Origin of the sequence: Enterobacter sp. SLBN-59, assembly GCF_024807915.1 — a bacterium.
Classification (GTDB): Bacteria; Pseudomonadota; Gammaproteobacteria; order Enterobacterales; family Enterobacteriaceae; genus Enterobacter; species Enterobacter asburiae_B.
Genome location: NZ_JANUFI010000001.1, coordinates 570625 through 588418, shown reverse-complemented (window position 1 = coordinate 588418; position 17794 = coordinate 570625). Strand labels below are relative to the sequence as shown.

The 17794-nt window shown below is 56.3% G+C and carries 16 protein-coding genes; 6 read left to right on the top strand and 10 right to left on the bottom strand.

Features of this window, described 5'->3' with window-relative positions; translation table 11 throughout:
• Positions 1-93 precede the first annotated feature (93 nt).
• From M2422_RS02750 to M2422_RS02710, 9 genes are all read right to left on the bottom strand, one after another.
• Positions 94-849, bottom strand: a complete 756-nt coding sequence (locus M2422_RS02750; protein WP_064672619.1) for an alpha/beta fold hydrolase — start codon at positions 847-849, stop codon at positions 94-96.
• Between the two features lie 86 nt (positions 850-935).
• Entirely contained in the window at positions 936-1109 is a 174-nt protein-coding gene (locus tag M2422_RS02745) for a GhoT/OrtT family toxin (RefSeq protein WP_013096478.1), read from the bottom strand.
• A gap of 183 nt (positions 1110-1292) precedes the next feature.
• Positions 1293-2717 (bottom strand): aminobutyraldehyde dehydrogenase, encoded by a 1425-nt coding sequence (gene patD / locus M2422_RS02740; RefSeq protein WP_032656831.1) that lies wholly within the window; start codon positions 2715-2717, stop codon positions 1293-1295.
• 24 nt (positions 2718-2741) lie between these two features.
• Complete coding sequence (locus M2422_RS02735) at positions 2742-3548, bottom strand: ABC transporter permease (protein WP_029741505.1); 807 nt, start codon at positions 3546-3548, stop codon at positions 2742-2744.
• Positions 3538-4482, bottom strand: coding sequence for an ABC transporter permease (locus M2422_RS02730; RefSeq protein ID WP_064672620.1), 945 nt, complete (start codon positions 4480-4482; stop codon positions 3538-3540). The genes M2422_RS02735 and M2422_RS02730 overlap by 11 nt, the downstream gene beginning before the upstream one ends.
• 1 nt (position 4483) lies before the next feature.
• Positions 4484-5497, bottom strand: a complete 1014-nt coding sequence (locus M2422_RS02725) for an ABC transporter ATP-binding protein (protein WP_064672621.1) — start codon at positions 5495-5497, stop codon at positions 4484-4486.
• Between the two features lie 17 nt (positions 5498-5514).
• The gene (ydcS, locus tag M2422_RS02720) at positions 5515-6660 is read right to left on the bottom strand and encodes a putative ABC transporter substrate-binding protein YdcS (protein ID WP_064672622.1); all 1146 of its coding nucleotides are present in this window, start codon (positions 6658-6660) and stop codon (positions 5515-5517) included.
• A gap of 271 nt (positions 6661-6931) precedes the next feature.
• Complete coding sequence (locus M2422_RS02715; RefSeq protein WP_033145692.1) at positions 6932-8341, bottom strand: PLP-dependent aminotransferase family protein; 1410 nt, start codon at positions 8339-8341, stop codon at positions 6932-6934.
• Positions 8342-8423: 82 nt separating this feature from the next.
• Complete coding sequence (locus tag M2422_RS02710) at positions 8424-8612, bottom strand: hypothetical protein (RefSeq protein WP_023335881.1); 189 nt, start codon at positions 8610-8612, stop codon at positions 8424-8426.
• 391 nt (positions 8613-9003) lie between these two features.
• Between M2422_RS02710 and M2422_RS02705 the strand changes: the two genes are divergently transcribed.
• The 4 genes from M2422_RS02705 (at position 9004) to hslJ (ending at position 12105) form a co-directional block, all read left to right on the top strand.
• Positions 9004-10404, top strand: coding sequence for a cytochrome ubiquinol oxidase subunit I (locus tag M2422_RS02705; protein WP_064672623.1), 1401 nt, complete (start codon positions 9004-9006; stop codon positions 10402-10404).
• Entirely contained in the window at positions 10404-11414 is a 1011-nt protein-coding gene (cydB, locus tag M2422_RS02700) for a cytochrome d ubiquinol oxidase subunit II (protein WP_033145694.1), read from the top strand. Before M2422_RS02705 ends, cydB begins: the two co-directional genes overlap by 1 nt.
• A complete protein-coding gene (locus M2422_RS02695; protein WP_008501283.1) occupies positions 11414-11542 on the top strand; it encodes a DUF2474 domain-containing protein in 129 nt (42 codons plus the stop codon). Before cydB ends, M2422_RS02695 begins: the two co-directional genes overlap by 1 nt.
• Before the next feature lie 125 nt (positions 11543-11667).
• Positions 11668-12105, top strand: a complete 438-nt coding sequence (hslJ, locus tag M2422_RS02690; RefSeq protein ID WP_058841012.1) for a heat shock protein HslJ — start codon at positions 11668-11670, stop codon at positions 12103-12105.
• On the opposite strand, the gene M2422_RS02685 is transcribed toward hslJ, so the two are convergent.
• Positions 12106-12372, bottom strand: a complete 267-nt coding sequence (locus M2422_RS02685) for a DUF333 domain-containing protein (protein ID WP_023312003.1) — start codon at positions 12370-12372, stop codon at positions 12106-12108.
• Between the two features lie 272 nt (positions 12373-12644).
• On the opposite strand from M2422_RS02685, the gene nifJ reads away from it, so the two are divergent.
• Both nifJ and ompC read left to right on the top strand, forming a co-directional pair.
• Positions 12645-16169 carry a pyruvate:ferredoxin (flavodoxin) oxidoreductase gene (gene nifJ, locus M2422_RS02680; RefSeq protein WP_064672624.1) on the top strand — a complete coding sequence of 1175 codons (3525 nt, stop codon included), beginning with the start codon at positions 12645-12647 and terminating at the stop codon, positions 16167-16169.
• A gap of 389 nt (positions 16170-16558) precedes the next feature.
• Positions 16559-17668 carry a porin OmpC gene (ompC, locus tag M2422_RS02675; protein WP_047060983.1) on the top strand — a complete coding sequence of 370 codons (1110 nt, stop codon included), beginning with the start codon at positions 16559-16561 and terminating at the stop codon, positions 17666-17668.
• The last annotated feature ends 126 nt before the right edge of the window (positions 17669-17794 follow it).

Genomic DNA, 17794 nt, shown 5'->3' with positions numbered 1-17794 from the left:
AGCCGCATTTCTTGCCGGGTGGCGCTGCGCTTACCCGGCCTACATTTCGCAACGGTGCAAGCGTAGCGCCGCCGGGCGAAACTTTTGCGCACATCACTCCGTCATACACCCGGCTAACGTCTGTGCCAGGGCAGACGGATTTTCCCACGACATCGAATGCCCCGCCGCAGGGATAATTTTTACCTCAACGCCCTTTTGCTTCAGATTGTCCACATCGTCATCCGGCAGAGACAGCTCGCCGAAAATCAACGTTACCGGGCAAGGAAGTGACAGGAACTGCGCTTCCCATTCGGGCTCTATGCCCGCCATCAGGCTCGATGCGCCCCGCCAGACGGCATACGGCGCATTACTCTGCAGACACCCTGCCCACGCCGTTTTTTCCGCACTGAGCATGGAGTCATAGCCCTGCGTCAGAAACTGCTGCTCGGTTTGCGCTGCAATAGACCGGCTGAACATCCCCCCACCCGAATGAAAATTGGGCTCTGACACCATCAGCCCCTTCACGCGCGTTGCAAGCAGCCCCGCCGTTTCGATAGCAATGCTGCCGCCCATACTGTGGCCGTATAACCAGAAGGCATCCAGCTTAAGGTGGTCAATCAGCTCCGCCACAACGTGGGCCTGGTCGGTGGTTTTATAGCTGTAGCGTTCAGGCTTGTCGCTGTAGCCGCTGCCGGGCAAGTCGATGAGAATCGCTCTGCGCGCGCCAAACAGCGGGTCATGAACGACACGGGGATATTCATAGGAAGAGGCGCAGCCCAGCCCGTGAATGAACACCACGGGATCGCCGGTGCCGGGCAGGTCATGCCAGCGCACGGTACAGCCGGCCTGCTGCGAGTAAAAACTGTTCATAAGCACTCCTTTTACGATGCACTGTGTATTTATACAGTTACCGTATCGGGAATGCCATATTCATCTTTTAAAAATGGAAGCGTGCTTCAGAAAAGCGAGACCAGCAGCGCAACGGGAAAGCTCATTGGCCAGGTTGACCCCACCAGAAAAGCGCTGAGCAGGCGGATACGTTTGCGGTCTTTAGAGAGGAACCAGGTAATTAATGCGCAGATGGAAGCCATGATTGCGTAAAAAACCAACATCTTTTGATACAACGTCATTCTGTATACCAGAGCCGAAAAAATAACCGCACGCAATATGCGTCATATGTTGATACAGATCAAGTTTTTTCGTTACAGGATAACCACTTAAAGATTATGGATAATAACAGCTGAGTATCTTGCGTAACACTCATGGCGGGCGCGGGAAACGCCTGGCCGCGCATGCGGCCAGGCAGGGCGGACTTAGTGTTTGATCATGACATGCCGCACGACCGTATAATCCTCAAGCCCGTAGACCGACATATCTTTGCCGTAGCCGGATAATTTCATGCCGCCGTGCGGCATTTCGCTCACCAGCATAAAATGGGTATTCACCCAAGTGCAGCCGTACTGCAGGCGCGCGCTCAGGCGATGGGCGCGGCCCACGTCTTTGGTCCAGACAGATGACGCCAGGCCATACTGCGAATCGTTCGCCCAGGCCAGCACCTGCGCCTCGTCGTCAAATTCGGTGACGCTCACCACCGGGCCAAACACCTCCCGCTGAACGATGGCGTCGTCCTGTTTTGCCCCCGCCAGCAGGGTTGGCTGGAAGTAGTAGCCTGCCCCCTCTTTTTTGCTCCCGCCGGTGACAACGCGGATATGACCGAGCGCTTTCGCCTCATCGACCGCCTGACAGACGCGTGAAAGATGGGCGGCCGAGCTGAGCGGGCCCAGTTCGGTCGAGGCATCCTCCGGCGCACCCATTTTAAGGCTGGCGACCGCTGCGCCCAGCTTTTCCACCAGCGCGGCATAAATGCCCTTCTGGGCATAAATCCGGCAGGCCGCCGTACAGTCCTGTCCGGCATTGTAGAAACCAAACGTCCGCACCCCTTCGACAACCGCATCCAGGTCGGCATCATCAAAGACGATAACCGGCGCTTTACCGCCCAGCTCCATGTGGGTGCGTTTAATGGAGGACGCGGTATGGCCGATGATATGTTCCCCGGTAGCAATCGAACCGGTCAGCGAGACCATACGGACCTTTTCATGCCCGGTAAGCGGGTCACCGACCGTTTTACCCCGGCCAAACAGGACGTTCAGAACGCCTGCCGGGAAGATATCTTTTGCCAGCTCCCCCAGCTTCAGCGCGGTCAGGGGCGTGATCTCTGAGGGCTTAATCACCACGCAGTTCCCAGCCGCCAGCGCGGGTGCCAGCTTCCAGGCCGCCATCATCAGCGGATAGTTCCAGGGGGCAATAGAGGCAACCACGCCCACCGGATCGCGGCGGATCATCGACGTGTGGCCGTCAAGGTACTCCCCGGCGGCCAGCCCGTTCAAACAGCGGGCGGCCCCGGCAAAGAAACGGAAAACGTCGACCACCGCCGGAATTTCATCTCCCAGAGCACAGTGCAGCGGCTTGCCGCAGTTGAGGGATTCGAGCCGGGCAAAGTCCTCCCCATGCGCTTCAATCGCATCCGCCAGCTTCAGCAGGCACTCGGCGCGCGTCTTCGGCGTGGTTTGCCCCCACTCCGCAAAAGCACGGTCGGCCGCCTGAACCGCCGCGTCGACCTGAGCCGCTGACGCCTCGGCAATCTCCAGCAGGAGTTCTCCAGTGGCCGGGTTATAGACCGGCTGTTTTTCTCCCTCTCCGGTTACCAGTTTTCCCTCTATCAGCAGTTGTGTTTGCATAGCATTTTCCTGTTGAATTCACTGTTATTTCCCGCTGCCGGCGATGTTCTCGCCGTCGCGGGTTAGCCACCAGGCTCCCAGAATGGGGATAGTTGTCACCAGCATCACCAGCAGTGCTACAACGTTGGTGACCGGCACGTCGCGCGGACGACCGAGCTGATTGAGCAACCACAGCGGTAACGTGCGCTCGTGTCCCGCCGTAAACGTTGTGACGATTATCTCGTCAAACGACAGGGCAAACGCCAGCATTCCCCCGGCCAGCAGCGCGGAACCCAGATTGGGCAGCACCACATAGCGGAAGGTTTGCCATCCGTCGGCCCCGAGATCCATCGACGCTTCCACCAGGCTCCAGGAGGTGCGTCTGAACCGGGCAATCACGTTGTTAAACACCACCACCACGCAAAAGGTGGCGTGTCCCACCACGATGGTGAAAAAACCCGGCTCAAGGTCAATCGTTTTGAATGCCGTCAGCAGCGCCAGACCGGTGATGATCCCCGGTAACGCAATCGGCAACAGCAGCAACAGCGAGATCGCATTCTTGCCAAAAAACTCGCTTCGCCACAGCGCCGCTGCAGCAAGCGTGCCAAGCACAAGGGCAATCGCGGTGGAGAGCGCGGCAATCTGAAGTGACAACGTCACGGATTCAATAATATCGCCGCGCCCCGCCGCCACGCTGAACCACTTCAGCGTCAGCCCCTGCGGCGGAAAGCTGAAGGCAGCGTCTTCGGTATTAAAGGCATAGGTCGCGATAATCAGCAGCGGGAAGTGCAGGAAGATAACGCCTCCCCACGCTGCCACTTTCAGGAACAGCGGTGCGCGTTCAGAGTGCATCGAATGCTCCCAGACGTTTCACGAACGCCAGATAGAGTGAAATCAGCACGATGGGCACCAGCGTGAACGCGGCGGCCATGGGCATATTGCCAATGGCACCCTGCTGCGAGTAGACCATGTTACCGATGAAGTAACCCGGCGGCCCCACCAGCTGTGGAACGATGAAATCCCCCAGCGTCAGGGAAAAGGTGAATATTGAGCCCGCGGCAATACCCGGGATCGCCAGCGGCAGAACGACGTAGCGAAAGGTCTGACGAGGGCGCGCGCCGAGGTCGGCTGAGGCCTGCAGTAGCGAGGCAGGCAGGCGTTCCAGCGCCGCCTGGACGGGCAGGATCATAAACGGCAGCCAGATGTAGACGAAGACCAGAAACCGTCCCAGCCCGGAGGTGGACAAGGTGTTGCCGCCAATCGCCGGGAGCGTAAGGAGTGAGGTCAGGATCGGCTCCAGCCCCATGTGGTTGAGAAACCACTGCGCCACCCCGTCCTTCGCCAGCAGCAGCGTCCAGGCGTAGGCTTTGACGATGTAGCTCGCCCACATTGGCAGCATCACGGCGATATAGAAAAACGCTTTCCACTTGCCGTGGGTGTATCGCGCCATGTACCAGGCCATCGGGAATGCCAGGATGGCGCTGGCTATCGTCACCGCAATCGCCATGGTTAACGTGCGCAGGATGATGTCGTAGTTTGCCGGGTTGAAAAGCGCCTGAATGTTCGCCAGGGTCAGATCCGGCGTGACGGCCATGGTGAAATCGTCAAAGGTGTAAAACCCTTGCCACAGCAGGGTCAGAAGCGATCCTAAATAGACGATGCCAAACCACATGAGCGGCGCGAGCAGAAGCAGGAACAGGCCGAGCGACGGTTTACGCCAGAACAGCGCCGTCATGCGGCTTAAGCCCCCATGCGAGGCGGGAGGATGCGCAACGCTCATAGACATTTCACCTCTCCTCGTGCAGGCGAATCATCGCCTCGCGTGACCACGACGCCATCACCGCCTGCCCCGGCGCAATGCCGCTCAGCGACGAGGTTTCACTGAGATTGGCCTGGCTCACCAGCAGCTTGGCGCCATCTGCGAGCTTCAGCTCCAGACGCGTGGCCGCTCCCTGATACTGAACGGCCTGCACGATGCCCTGAACCTGAACGTCTCCGCCCTCATTAAGGCGAATATGTTCCGGGCGCAGGGAATAGCTGCCTTCCATACCGCAAATTTTCTGCGCAAGGCCCGCATCAAAGACGTTGGACGTGCCGACAAAACCGGCGACAAACGGCGTGCGCGGACGCATGTAGAGATCGCGCGGGGTATCCACCTGCTCGATGCGCCCGTTATTGAACACCGCCACCCGGTCTGACATGGAAAGGGCCTCGCCCTGATCGTGGGTGACAAAAATAAAGGTGATGCCGAGTTCCTGCTGAAGCTTCTTCAGCTCGAACTGCATCTGTTCACGCAGTTTGAGATCGAGCGCACCTAAGGGCTCATCCAACAGCAGGACGCGCGGCTCATTGACCAGCGCCCGGGCGATGGCGACACGCTGTCGCTGGCCGCCGGAAAGTTGCGAGGGTTTGCGGGCAACGGCAAAGCTCAGGCCCACTTTTTCCAGGGCATCACGGGCCTGCGCATGGCGTTTTTTCTTGTCGATGCCTTTGACCATCAGCCCGTAGGCAACATTGTCGAGAATCGACATATGCGGGAACAGCGCGTAGTCCTGAAAGACGGTGTTCACATCCCGCTCCCAGGGAGGCAGTTCGCTCGCCTCTTTGCCGAAGATAGAAATCGTGCCGCCTGACAGCTGTTCAAAACCCGCGATCAGACGCAGGCAGGTGGTTTTGCCGGAGCCCGAAGGCCCCAGCATGGAGAAAAACTCTCCGTCACGAATAGCAATGGTGACCCCATCCACCGCCCGTACGTCGCCGTACAGACGGGAAACGTTGTTAAACTCTACCGCGTACGTCATGTTCTGCTCCCGGGCAATTAACGACCGCCCATGATGGCGATGTAATCCTGCGTCCAGCGGCTGTAAGGGACAAATTTGCCGCCTTCTGCGATGGGGGTTTTCCAGAACATGATTTTGTCGAACTCGTTATAACCGTTTGTTTCGCAGCCTTTATCACCCAGCAGCGTGCTGGCCTTACACCCTTCTGCAACCACGGGCAGGGAGCCAAACCAGGCCGCCAGATCGCCCTGCACTTTCGGCGTCAGCGACCAGTTCATCCATTTGTAGGCGCACATCGGGTGTTTTGCCTGCGCGTGCAGCATGGTGGTGTCCGCCCAGCCGGTCACCCCCTCTTTCGGGAAGACGGTGGCAACGGGCTGGTTCTCAGCCTTCAGGGCATTCGCCTGATACGGCCAGGCGCTGGAGGCCACGACGCCTTCATTTTTAAAGTCGCTCATCTGAACGGTGGTGTCGTGCCAGTAGCGGTGGATCAGCGCGTGCTGGTCGCGAAGCACCTTGAGCACGGCGGCATACTGTTTTTCGGTGAGCTGGTACGGGTCTTTGATACCCAGCTGCGGCTGAGTGGCTTTGACGAACAGCGCGGCATCGGCGATATAGATCGGGCCGTCGTAGGCCTGCACGCGTCCCTGATTGGTTTTACCGTCCGGCAGATCCTGTTTGGTAAAGACCACGCTCCAGCTGTCCGGTGGCGTCGGGAAGGTTTTGGTGTTGTACATCAGCAGGTTTGGCCCCCACTGGTACGGCGTGCCGTAGACTTTACCGCCGACGTTATACCATTCCCCTTTCACAATCCGCGCGTCGAGCGTTTTCCAGTTGGGGATGAGGTCGGGGTTAATGGGCTGAACGCGTTTCCCCATGATCAGGCGCAGCGAGGCGTCACCCGAGGCGGTGACCAGGTCATATCCCCCTTTCGCCATCAGGCTGACCATTTCATCCGACGTGGCCGCCGTCTTGACGTTGACCGCACACCCGGTCTCTTTTTCAAACTGGGTGACCCAGTCATAATTTTTATCCGTCTGTCCGCGTTCGATGTATCCCGGCCAGGCGATAATATCCAGCCGACCTTCCCCGTCGCCGATGGCCTTTGGTGGTTCTGCGGCTTGCGCTGTCATGATAGTCATGCCGAGCGCGCACAGGCTGCTGCGGGCAAAATGTTTGCTCATAAGAGTTACTCCTGTCGCAATGAAATTTAGCGGCAGCCGTGCCGTAAAAATATCTCCCTTATTAAACGTAGACCGCGCAAATGCGCCGCACCGTACGGCTTCAGGAAATTTCATCAAGGTGTGACCGAGGGCGCATTCCCCGTTAACTGGATTATAGACAAGGAGTTAGCCGCGAGAGACGGTATGCAGATTTCCTATGACAGGGCACCGCGAAATATTCGCAGTGCCGTCATCAGGATAAGAATTGATTATTTAAATAACGGAGAAAAGCTTATTCCAGCATCGTGCTAATTAATTTTCCTAACTGAATGACCGCCTGCTCTTCTCGCTCTCCCCAGGCCCAGGAGGTATTAAACCGGAAGAACGGTGTCCATGCGTCGGAGGTGGAAAACATCTTTCCGGGCGCAATGCTGATGTGGTGCGTTAAGGCTTTTTCGCTGAGCAGACCCGCATCCAGCTGCGCCGGAAGCTCCAGCCATAAAAAGTAGCCGCTGTCGTTATGGTGGATTTTGACGCCTGCAGGCATATGGCGCAAAAGGGACTGCCAGGCCTGCTGTTTTCGCTCGGCGAGGGTACGCCGCAGGCGGCGCAGATGGGCGTCGTAGCGTTTCGTCGCCAGATAATCCACCAGCGCCAGCTGCACGGGTGAGCTGGTGGAGAGCGTGCTCATCAGCTGCAGCTGCTGAATGCGTCTCGCGTGTTTTCCTGCCGCAACCCAGCCGATGCGAAAACCGGCCACCAGGCATTTTGAAAAGGACGAGCAGTGCAGCGTCATGTCCTGGCGATCCCATGCTTTCGCCGGGAGCGGTTTTTCGCGGCCAAAATAGAGTTCGCTGTAGACATCGTCTTCAATCAGGGGGACGTTGTGCTGCGTTAACAGCGCGACAAGCTGCGCTTTTTTCTCCGCGCTCAGCGTGAAGCCAAGCGGGTTCTGACTGTTGGTCATGATCCAGCAGGCTTTAACCGGGTACTCCTTCAGCGCCTGTTCAAGGGCATTCAGATCAATCCCCTCGCGGACATCCGTCGCAATCGACAACGCTTTGAGCTTCAGGCGTTCCAGCGCCTGCAGCGCGCCGTAGAAACACGGGTTTTCGACTATCACCCAGTCGCCCGGCTCGGTTACCGCCTGCAGGCTGAGATTGAGCGCTTCAAGCGCGCCTGCGGTGATCACAATCTCTTCCGGGGAGATGTTCATCCCCTGCTGCGCGTAGCGACGGGCAATGGCGTGGCGGAGATCGACGTTACCCGGCGGCAGGTTCTCAATCACGCTCATCGCCGTCGCGGTTTTGCTGACGTTCGCCAGCGAGCGGTTGAGCTGCTGCAGCGGGAAAAGTCGGGGATCGGGAAACGCGGAGGCAAAAGGAACAACGGACGGGTCGCGGCTGGCCTGTAAGACGTCGAAGATGTAGGTATTAATATCCACCACTTCGTCACGCATCACCTGGGCAGGTGGAGCAGGCTGATGGGCGGTCGGGCGCGAGGCAACGTAATAGCCCGACTGCGGTCTGGCGACAATGCGCCCCTGACTTTCCAGCATCTGATACGCGTGGCCAACGGTCATAAAACTCATGCCGCTGCTCGCCACCTGCTCTCGCAGCGAAGGCAGCTTATCGCCCGGCAGCCATACGCCAAGCTCAATCTGCGAGATAATTTGTTGCGCCAGACGCTGGTATTTTTTCATCAAATTCTCCTTGTGACCGACAGTGTATATCAGCAGGAGAAAAAGAGAAGATTTAGCTAACTGTTATAGTTCGTGAAGCGAATTACTTACGGTACTCGGTAACGTGGCTTTGCGCCTGACGCGCGGCGGCCAGGTGATCGAGCGTGATCATCGACGATTTGCAAAAGATGCATTTCGCGCCGAGTGGGTTTTTCTCAGACATATCAAAGACTGAGGTACGGTACTGCGAGCCATGACAGCATGGGCAGCGGAAATGAATATAAGAAGTCATAGGATTCTCCTGTGAACGTAAAAACGTAAATTACTAATGGGCCGATTGGGCAATAATGGTTTTAAACAAAACGAATCGGAAAGTAGATAAAGACCCAAGAGAGGCTGCGGAGAGGCACAACGTGATGAGAACTGCTTTATAAAACTACGTCAGATATTTATTTGGACTCAAAACCAGAGGACCATTAACGCACGGCGCAGACGACAAGGCAAGCAGTTTTATGCGTAAAATTCATAAAAAGACGGTTTTTATTCCTCACGCGAGGTATATCAGATGCCTAAAGCATGAGCTTTAAGCCAACTGTTATGGTTAAAAATCACTTTTCTGCGTCTGATAGTCCGAACGTTGCCCCTATACCATAACAGCACACCGTTTGACATTGAGGCTGTGCATGTTTGGTTTGGATGCTTTTCACCTTGCACGGATACAGTTTGCCTTTACCGTATCCTTTCACATTATTTTCCCGGCGATCACCATCGGCCTGGCAAGCTATCTTGCCGTACTCGAAGGGCTGTGGCTGAAAACCAAAAATCCGGTCTGGCGCTCGCTGTACCATTTCTGGTCGAAGATTTTTGCCGTCAACTTTGGCATGGGCGTGGTCTCCGGGCTGGTGATGGCCTACCAGTTCGGCACCAACTGGAGCGGATTTTCACAGTTTGCGGGCAGCATTACCGGCCCGCTGCTGACCTATGAAGTGCTGACCGCCTTCTTCCTCGAAGCCGGATTCCTCGGCGTGATGCTGTTCGGCTGGAACAAAGTCGGGCCGGGTCTGCACTTCTTCTCCACCTGCATGGTGGCGTTGGGCACTATTATTTCTACCTTCTGGATCCTCTCGTCGAACAGCTGGATGCAGACCCCGCAGGGCTATGAGATCGTCAACGGTCAGGTCGTGCCGGTGGACTGGTTCGCCGTGGTGTTTAACCCCTCCTTCCCTTACCGCCTGCTGCATATGTCGATAGCCGCATTCCTAAGCAGCGCCCTGTTTGTGGCCGCATCCGCGGCATGGCATCTGCTGCGCGGCAATAATACCCCTGCCATACGGGCAATGTTTTCGATGGCGCTGTGGATGACGCTGATTGTCGCCCCCATCCAGGCCATGGTTGGCGATATGCACGGTCTGAACACCTTAAAGCACCAGCCCGCCAAGATTGCCGCCATTGAAGGCCACTGGGAAAATCCGCCGGGTGAGCCTACCCCGCTGCTGCTGTTTGGCTGGCCGGATATGGAGCAGGAGCGCACCCGCTTTGGGCTGGAGATCCCAGCGCTGGGGAGTCTTATCCTGACGCACAGCCTGGATAAACAGGTTCCGGCCCTCAAAGAGTTCCCGAAGGAAGACCGTCCGAATTCCACCATCGTGTTCTGGTCATTCCGCATCATGGCGGGCCTGGGCATGCTGATGCTGCTGCTCGGGGTGATGGCTCTCTGGCTGCGCTACAAAAAACGCGTGTATTCGTCGCGCCCTTTCCTGTGGTTTGCGCTGCTGATGGGGCCAACCGGGCTGATTGCCATCCTGGCTGGGTGGATCACCACCGAAGTGGGCCGCCAGCCGTGGGTGGTCTACGGACTCCAGCGAACGAAGGATGCGGTTTCTGCCCACGGTGACCTGCATATGAGCGTGAGCCTGCTGGCCTTCTTCGTCGTCTATACCTCGGTATTCGGCGTGGGTTACAGCTATATGGTACGCCTCATCCGAAAAGGCCCGCAGCCGCATGAAACTTTCGCCACCGAGTCCGACGGACGTCCGGCGCGCCCGCTTTCTGCCGTCACAGCTGAACATAAGGAGCAGCCATAATGGGTATCGATCTTTCCATTATCTGGTTTGTGATCATCGTCTTCGCCACGCTGATGTATATCGTGATGGACGGTTTTGATCTGGGGATTGGCATTCTGTTCCCGGCCACGCAGAACGCCGACGATCGCGACGTGATGGTCAACAGCGTCGCGCCGGTGTGGGACGGAAATGAAACCTGGCTGGTGCTTGGCGGTGCCGCCCTGTTCGGCGCATTCCCGCTGGCCTATGCGGTGATCGTTGATGCCCTCACCATTCCGCTAACATTAATGCTGATCGGACTTATTTTCCGCGGAGTGGCATTTGAGTTTCGCTTTAAAGCCACGCCGGCCCACCGCCCCTTCTGGGATAAGGCGTTTATTGGCGGTTCAATTCTGGCAACGTTCACCCAGGGCGTGACGGTAGGCGCCGTCATTAACGGCTTTACCGTCACCGGCCGGGCCTATACCGGCGGCCCCTTTGACTGGTTTACCGCGTTTAACCTGTTTTGCGGCGCGGGGCTGGTGGTGGCTTATGCGCTGTTAGGCTCTACCTGGCTGGTGATGAAAAGCGAAAACGCGCTGCAGGAGCGGATGCGTGAGGTGTCGAAAACGCTGTTAATCGTGCTGCTGGCGTTTATTGCGGCGATCAGCCTCTGGACGCCGCTGGCGCAACCGGCCATCGCTGCGCGCTGGTTTACGCTACCGAATCTGTTTTATCTGCTGCCGGTCCCTGCTCTGGTGGTGATTTTTAGCCTGTACCAGTGGCGCTGCCTGAATAATCCCGCCAGCCATAGCCGTCCGTTTATTCTGACGCTGGGGCTGATATTCCTCGGCTTTAGCGGGCTTGGGATCAGCATCTGGCCGCATATTATTCCACCGTCGATCACCCTGTGGCAGGCCGCCGCCCCGACGCAAAGCCAGGGCTTTATGCTGGTGGGCGCGCTGTTGATCATTCCCGTTATTCTGGTCTACACCTTCTGGAGCTACTACGTGTTTCGCGGCAAAGTTCAGCATGGGGAGGGTTATCACTGATGCAACAACCGGTCTGGAAAAGATTGCTGTGGCTGGCCATTATCTGGGGCGGCAGCGTACTGGCGCTGGCTGCTGTCAGTATGCTCTTCCGCATGCTGATGACGGCGGCAGGATTTAAATCGCATTAACGTTATTCCGGGCAACCGCTGCGTTGCCCGCTCCTCCCAGCACTTTCAGATAAACCCCATTAACGCACGGCAGAGTATCGTTACACTGGAAAAAGATTCACGGTATTTATAGTTTGAGAAGAAAAATGAAAAAGCTCATTGCGTTAAGCGTTATTAGTCTTGTCCTTTCCGGCTGCGTTAATCCGGGCAAAGCCTCCGTACAGCCGGAGCAACTTAAAAACCACCGCTTTGTGCTGGAAAATGTCAACGGTAAGGCCGTGAAGACCGCGACAACGCAACCTGAGCTCAGCTTTGGCGCGCTGCCAGATATCAGCCTGGTGAATAACATCAGCGTTTCTGGCCAGATGTGTAACCGCTTCAACGGACAGGGGAAATTGTCCGAAGGCGAGCTGAAGGTTAAAACGCTGGCCATGACGCGCAAGCTCTGTACTGAGCCGCAGCTGAATGAGCTGGATCAGACCATCGGCGACATGCTGCGCAAAGGGGCGCAGGTCGACCTGACTGAGGACCAGTTAACCCTGGCGACAGCCGATAAAACGCTGATGTTTAAGCGTGTAGAATAATCAGTAGTTACCGCAGCTTCCAACGGCAAGCGACTGTTCGCTACAGCGTTTGCCGTTTGGCAAGGCGCACATCCCAATAGCAGAACCATCAAGCTGGCGGGCGACAGACAGCGAACCGCCAATCATTGCGCAGTTGGCCTGGCCTGAACTGGACATCGCCGCTTTCATTCCCGGCGCCACGTGGGCTGCCGTTGCCTGCTGGACTGGTTCACTGCTACATGCCGACAACAATAACGCGGCACACCCTACCCAAAATGCTGAGCGCATGCTCTCTCCCCCATGAATAATGCGAAACCTATGCATAATAGGCATCACATCCCGTGTCGTCGAGAGCGGAAGTGCGTATTTATGCGCTCCAGAAACAATTTCTCGCAATTTTTTCGCCAAAAGTTTGATCTACTCATTGATGGAGAGAATACCAAGGACACAAAAGCGAAAATCGTAAAATCCCCCGTTTGCTAGAATACACAGATAATATTCAGGGTTTGTTGCCGTAATACAGACCCCTATTTTTTTGCGCAATGTAAGGGTGTTGTCCTATGCAAACTATTGACGGTAATGGTGCAGTTGCCTCAGTCGCGTTTCGCACCAGTGAAGTTATCGCCATCTACCCGATTACGCCAAGTTCTACCATGGCCGAGCAGGCGGATGCCTGGGCGGGTAACGGGTTAAAAAACGTCTGGGGCGATGTCCCGAGAGTGGTTGAGATGCAGTCTGAAGCCGGTGCGATTGCCACGGTACACGGTGCGCTTCAGACCGGCGCGCTTTCCACGTCGTTTACCTCCTCACAGGGATTGCTGTTAATGATCCCTACGCTTTACAAACTCGCCGGTCAGCTGACCCCCTTCGTTCTGCACGTTGCCGCGCGCACCGTTGCTACCCACGCGCTCTCTATCTTTGGCGACCACTCCGACGTGATGGCCGTGCGCCAGACCGGCTGCGCGATGCTATGCGCCAGCAGCGTTCAGGAAGCGCAAGACTTTGCCTTAATTTCGCATATCGCCACGCTTAAAAGCCGCGTGCCGTTTATTCACTTCTTTGATGGTTTCCGCACCTCTCACGAAATCAACAAAATCGTCCCGCTGGCTGACGATACTATCCTCAATCTGCTGCCGCAGGCGGAAATCGACGCGCATCGCGGACGGGCACTTAATCCTGAACACCCGGTTATTCGCGGGACATCGGCAAACCCGGATACCTATTTCCAGTCCCGCGAGGCCACGAACCCCTGGTACAACGCGGTTTACAACCATGTTGAACAGGCAATGAATGACTTTGCCGCCGCGACCGGCCGTGAGTACAAACCCTTTGAGTACTACGGCCATCCGCAGGCGGAACGGGTGATCGTGCTGATGGGGTCAGCCATTGGGACCTGTGAAGAGGTGGTTGACGAGCTGCTGACGCGCGGCGAAAAGGTCGGCGTGCTTAAGGTGCGTCTCTATCGTCCGTTCTCGGCTAAACATCTGCTTTCGGCTCTGCCTGAAAGCGCCCGCGCTGTGGCGGTGCTCGACCGTACCAAAGAGCCGGGCGCGCAGGCGGAACCCCTCTATCTGGATGTGATGACCGCCCTGGCAGAAGCCTTTAATCAGGGCGAACGTGAAACGCTGCCGCGCGTAATCGGGGGTCGCTATGGCTTGTCCTCCAAGGAGTTTGGGCCGGACTGCGTGCTGGCGGTATTCAACGAGTTAAGCGAGGCAAAACCTAAGCCGCGCTTTACCGTCGGCATTTATGATGATGTGACGAACCTTTCCCTTTCGCTGCCGGAAAACACCCTGCCCTCGACCGCCAAACTTGAGGCGCTGTTCTATGGTCTGGGCAGCGACGGCAGCGTCTCCGCGACCAAAAACAACATCAAAATTATCGGCAACTCCACGCCGTGGTACGCCCAGGGGTACTTCGTCTACGACTCCAAAAAAGCAGGCGGCCTGACCGTTTCCCACCTGCGCGTGAGCGAACAACCCATCCGCTCCGCGTATCTTATCTCTCAGGCCGATTTTGTTGGCTGCCACCAGCTGCAGTTTATCGATAAATACCAGATGGCCGAGCGCCTTAAGCCCGGCGGTATTTTCCTCCTCAATACGCCGTACAGCGCAGACGAAGTCTGGGCGCGCCTGCCGCAGGAAGTTCAGGCGGTGCTGAACCAGAAAAAAGCCCGTTTCTACGTGGTCAACGCTGCGAAAATTGCCCGCGAATGTGGCCTGGCTGCGCGTATTAATACCGTTATGCAGATGGCCTTCTTCCATCTGACCAATATTCTGCCGGGCGACAGCGCGCTGGTGGAGCTGCAGGGTGCGATTGCTAAAAGCTACAGCAGCAAGGGCCAGGAGCTGGTCGAGCGAAACTGGCAGGCGCTGGCGCTGGCGCGCGAATCGCTGTTTGAGGTACCGCTGCAGCCGGTGAATGCGACAAGCCCGAACCGCCCTCCGGTGGTGTCCGATGCGGCGCCTGATTTCGTTAAGACCGTGACGGCGGCGATGCTGGCTGGTCTGGGCGATGCCCTGCCCGTCTCCGCGCTACCGCCGGATGGCACCTGGCCGATGGGCACCACGCGCTGGGAAAAACGCAACATTGCCGAAGCGATCCCTATCTGGAAAGAAGAGCTGTGTACCCAGTGCAACCACTGCGTTGCGGCCTGCCCGCACTCTGCTATTCGTGCCAAAGTGGTTTCACCGGAAGAGATGGAAGCCGCGCCTGCAAGCCTGCATTCGCTGGATGTGAAATCTCGCGATATGCGCGGACAGAAATACGTACTGCAGGTCGCGCCGGAAGATTGCACCGGCTGTAACCTGTGCGTCGAGGTCTGTCCGGCGAAAGACAGGCAGGATCCGGAGATCAAAGCCATCAATATGATGTCGCGTCTGGAGCACGTCGAAGAGGAGAAGGTCAATTATGACTTCTTCCTGAATCTGCCGGAAATCGATCGCAGCAAACTGGAACGTATTGATATTCGTACGTCACAGCTGATTACGCCGCTGTTTGAGTACTCCGGGGCCTGCTCCGGCTGCGGTGAGACGCCGTATATCAAGCTGCTTACCCAGCTGTACGGTGACCGGATGCTGATTGCCAACGCAACCGGCTGTTCATCCATCTACGGGGGCAATTTGCCTTCTACGCCGTACACCACCGACGCGAATGGGCGCGGTCCGGCGTGGGCAAACTCGCTATTCGAGGACAACGCCGAATTCGGCCTGGGCTTCCGCCTGACCGTCGACCAGCACCGCGCGCGCGTGATGCGCCTGCTGGAGCAGTTTGCCGGGCAGATCCCCGCTGAGCTCAATGACGCGCTTCATGCGGACGCGACGCCAGAAGAACGTCGTGAGCAGGTTGCTGAGCTGCGCCGCGCGCTGCAGGGCGTTGCGGGGGCTGAACAGCTGCTGACCAACGCTGACGCTCTGGTCGAAAAATCAATCTGGCTGATTGGCGGTGACGGCTGGGCTTACGATATCGGCTTTGGCGGACTGGATCACGTGTTGAGCCTGACCGAAAACGTCAACATCCTGGTTCTGGATACGCAGTGTTATTCCAATACCGGTGGCCAGGCGTCGAAAGCGACGCCGTTAGGCGCGGTAACGAAATTCGGCGAACACGGTAAACGCAAGGCGCGCAAAGATCTCGGCGTGAGCATGATGATGTACGGTCACGTTTACGTCGCGCAAATCTCGCTGGGTGCCCAGCTTAACCAGACGGTGAAAGCGATTCAGGAAGCGGAAGCGTATCCTGGCCCGTCGCTGATCATTGCCTACAGCCCTTGCGAAGAGCATGGCTACGATCTGGCCCTCAGCCACGACCAGATGCGCCAGCTGACCGCGACCGGCTTCTGGCCGCTGTACCGGTTCGACCCGCGTCGTGCAGACGAGGGTAAATTACCGCTGGCGCTGGATTCGCGTCCGCCGTCGGATGCCCTGGCCGAGACGTTAATGCAGGAACAGCGCTTCCGTCGCCTTAACGCCCAGCAGCCGGAAGTGGCCGAGCAGCTCTGGAAAGATGCCGCTGCTGACCTGCAAAAACGCTATGACTTCCTGGCGCAGATGGCGGGTAAAGCCGAAAAACCGACCAGCGACTAGTTCCCCTGCCCGGCTTGTCCGGGCATTTTTTTGCCATAAAAAAAGCCCGGCGTATTCACACCGGGCGAATCCAGATAATCATTGAATATCTATTTAGTTTCCTTAATAGCATTCACGTTAATTATGGATGAATCATCTTACAGGCATATAACGCCGGGCAGATTACCTTAATTAACGCCTGATTAATAATTTCAATTTAATATAGTTACTTTTAAATCATTCATCAAACCAATGATCATTTCCGCCGATTTATTCGGTTTAGATTTTACTTAGTTCGTAACAATTATATTTTATTACTCTTACACAGGAGTGATTTAGCATGAGACAACTTTCTCATTCTGAAAGTTCAACAGGTAATTAAATAAAAACAACTGCAAAGGAATATCACAATGCAAAGAAAAGTACTGGCTCTGATGATTCCGGCTCTGTTAATAGCTGGTTCTGCTCAAGCAGCAGAAATTTATAATAAAGACGGTAACAAATTAGATCTGTACGGAAAAGTAGATGGTCTGCACTACTTTTCCGATAACAAAGGTGCTGACGGCGATCAAACCTATATGCGTCTGGGTTTCAAGGGTGAAACGCAGATCAACAACACGATGACCGGCTATGCGCAGTGGGAATACAACATTCAGGCCAATAACACGGAAGGGTCTGATAATCAGTCCTGGACGCGTCTGGCCTTCGCCGGTGTAAAAGTGGGTGACTACGGCTCCTTCGATTACGGTCGTAACTACGGTGTCCTGTACGACGTGGAAGGCTGGACCGATATGCTTCCTGAGTTCGGTGGCGACTCCTACACCAAAGCCGACAACTTCATGACCGGCCGCGCAAACGGCGTGGCAACCTACCGTAACACCGACTTCTACGGTCTGGTGCAGGGCCTGAACTTTGCGCTGCAGTATCAGGGCAAAAATGAAGACGCCAGCAACAACCAGGAAGGTACCAACAACGGTCGCGACACGCGTCACGAGAACGGTGATGGCTTTGGTATCTCCACAACCTATGACTTTGGCATGGGGATTACTGCAGGGGCCGCGTATACCTCTTCTGACCGCACCAACGAGCAGGTCATGAATACCACTGCGGGTGGAGACAAAGCGGATGCCTGGACGGCGGGTCTGAAGTATGACGCCAATAACATCTATCTGGCGGCAATGTATTCTGAAACCCGCAATATGACCCCATATGGTGATAACACCGACGCCGTGGCGAACAAAACCCAGAACTTCGAAGTGACCGCGCAGTACCAGTTCGACTTCGGCCTGCGTCCGTCCCTTTCCTACCTGCAGTCGAAAGGTAAGGATCTGGGCAACGGCCAGGGCGACCAGGATCTGGTTAAATACGCTGACGTAGGGGTCACCTATTACTTCAACAAAAACATGTCCACCTACGTTGATTACAAAATCAACCTGCTGGATGAAGATGACAACTTCTACAAAGACAACGGCATCAGCACCGATGATGTTGTAGCGTTAGGCCTGGTTTACCAGTTCTGATTGTCAGAGCCCGCATAATCATGCGGGCTCGCTTGTTTTATGAAGTTCGTCACATAAGACAGTTTAAGAAAGGGGTTGGTTGAGGGAAAGTTGAAAGTAAGCTGGTTAAACTGCGGTGATAGCCCT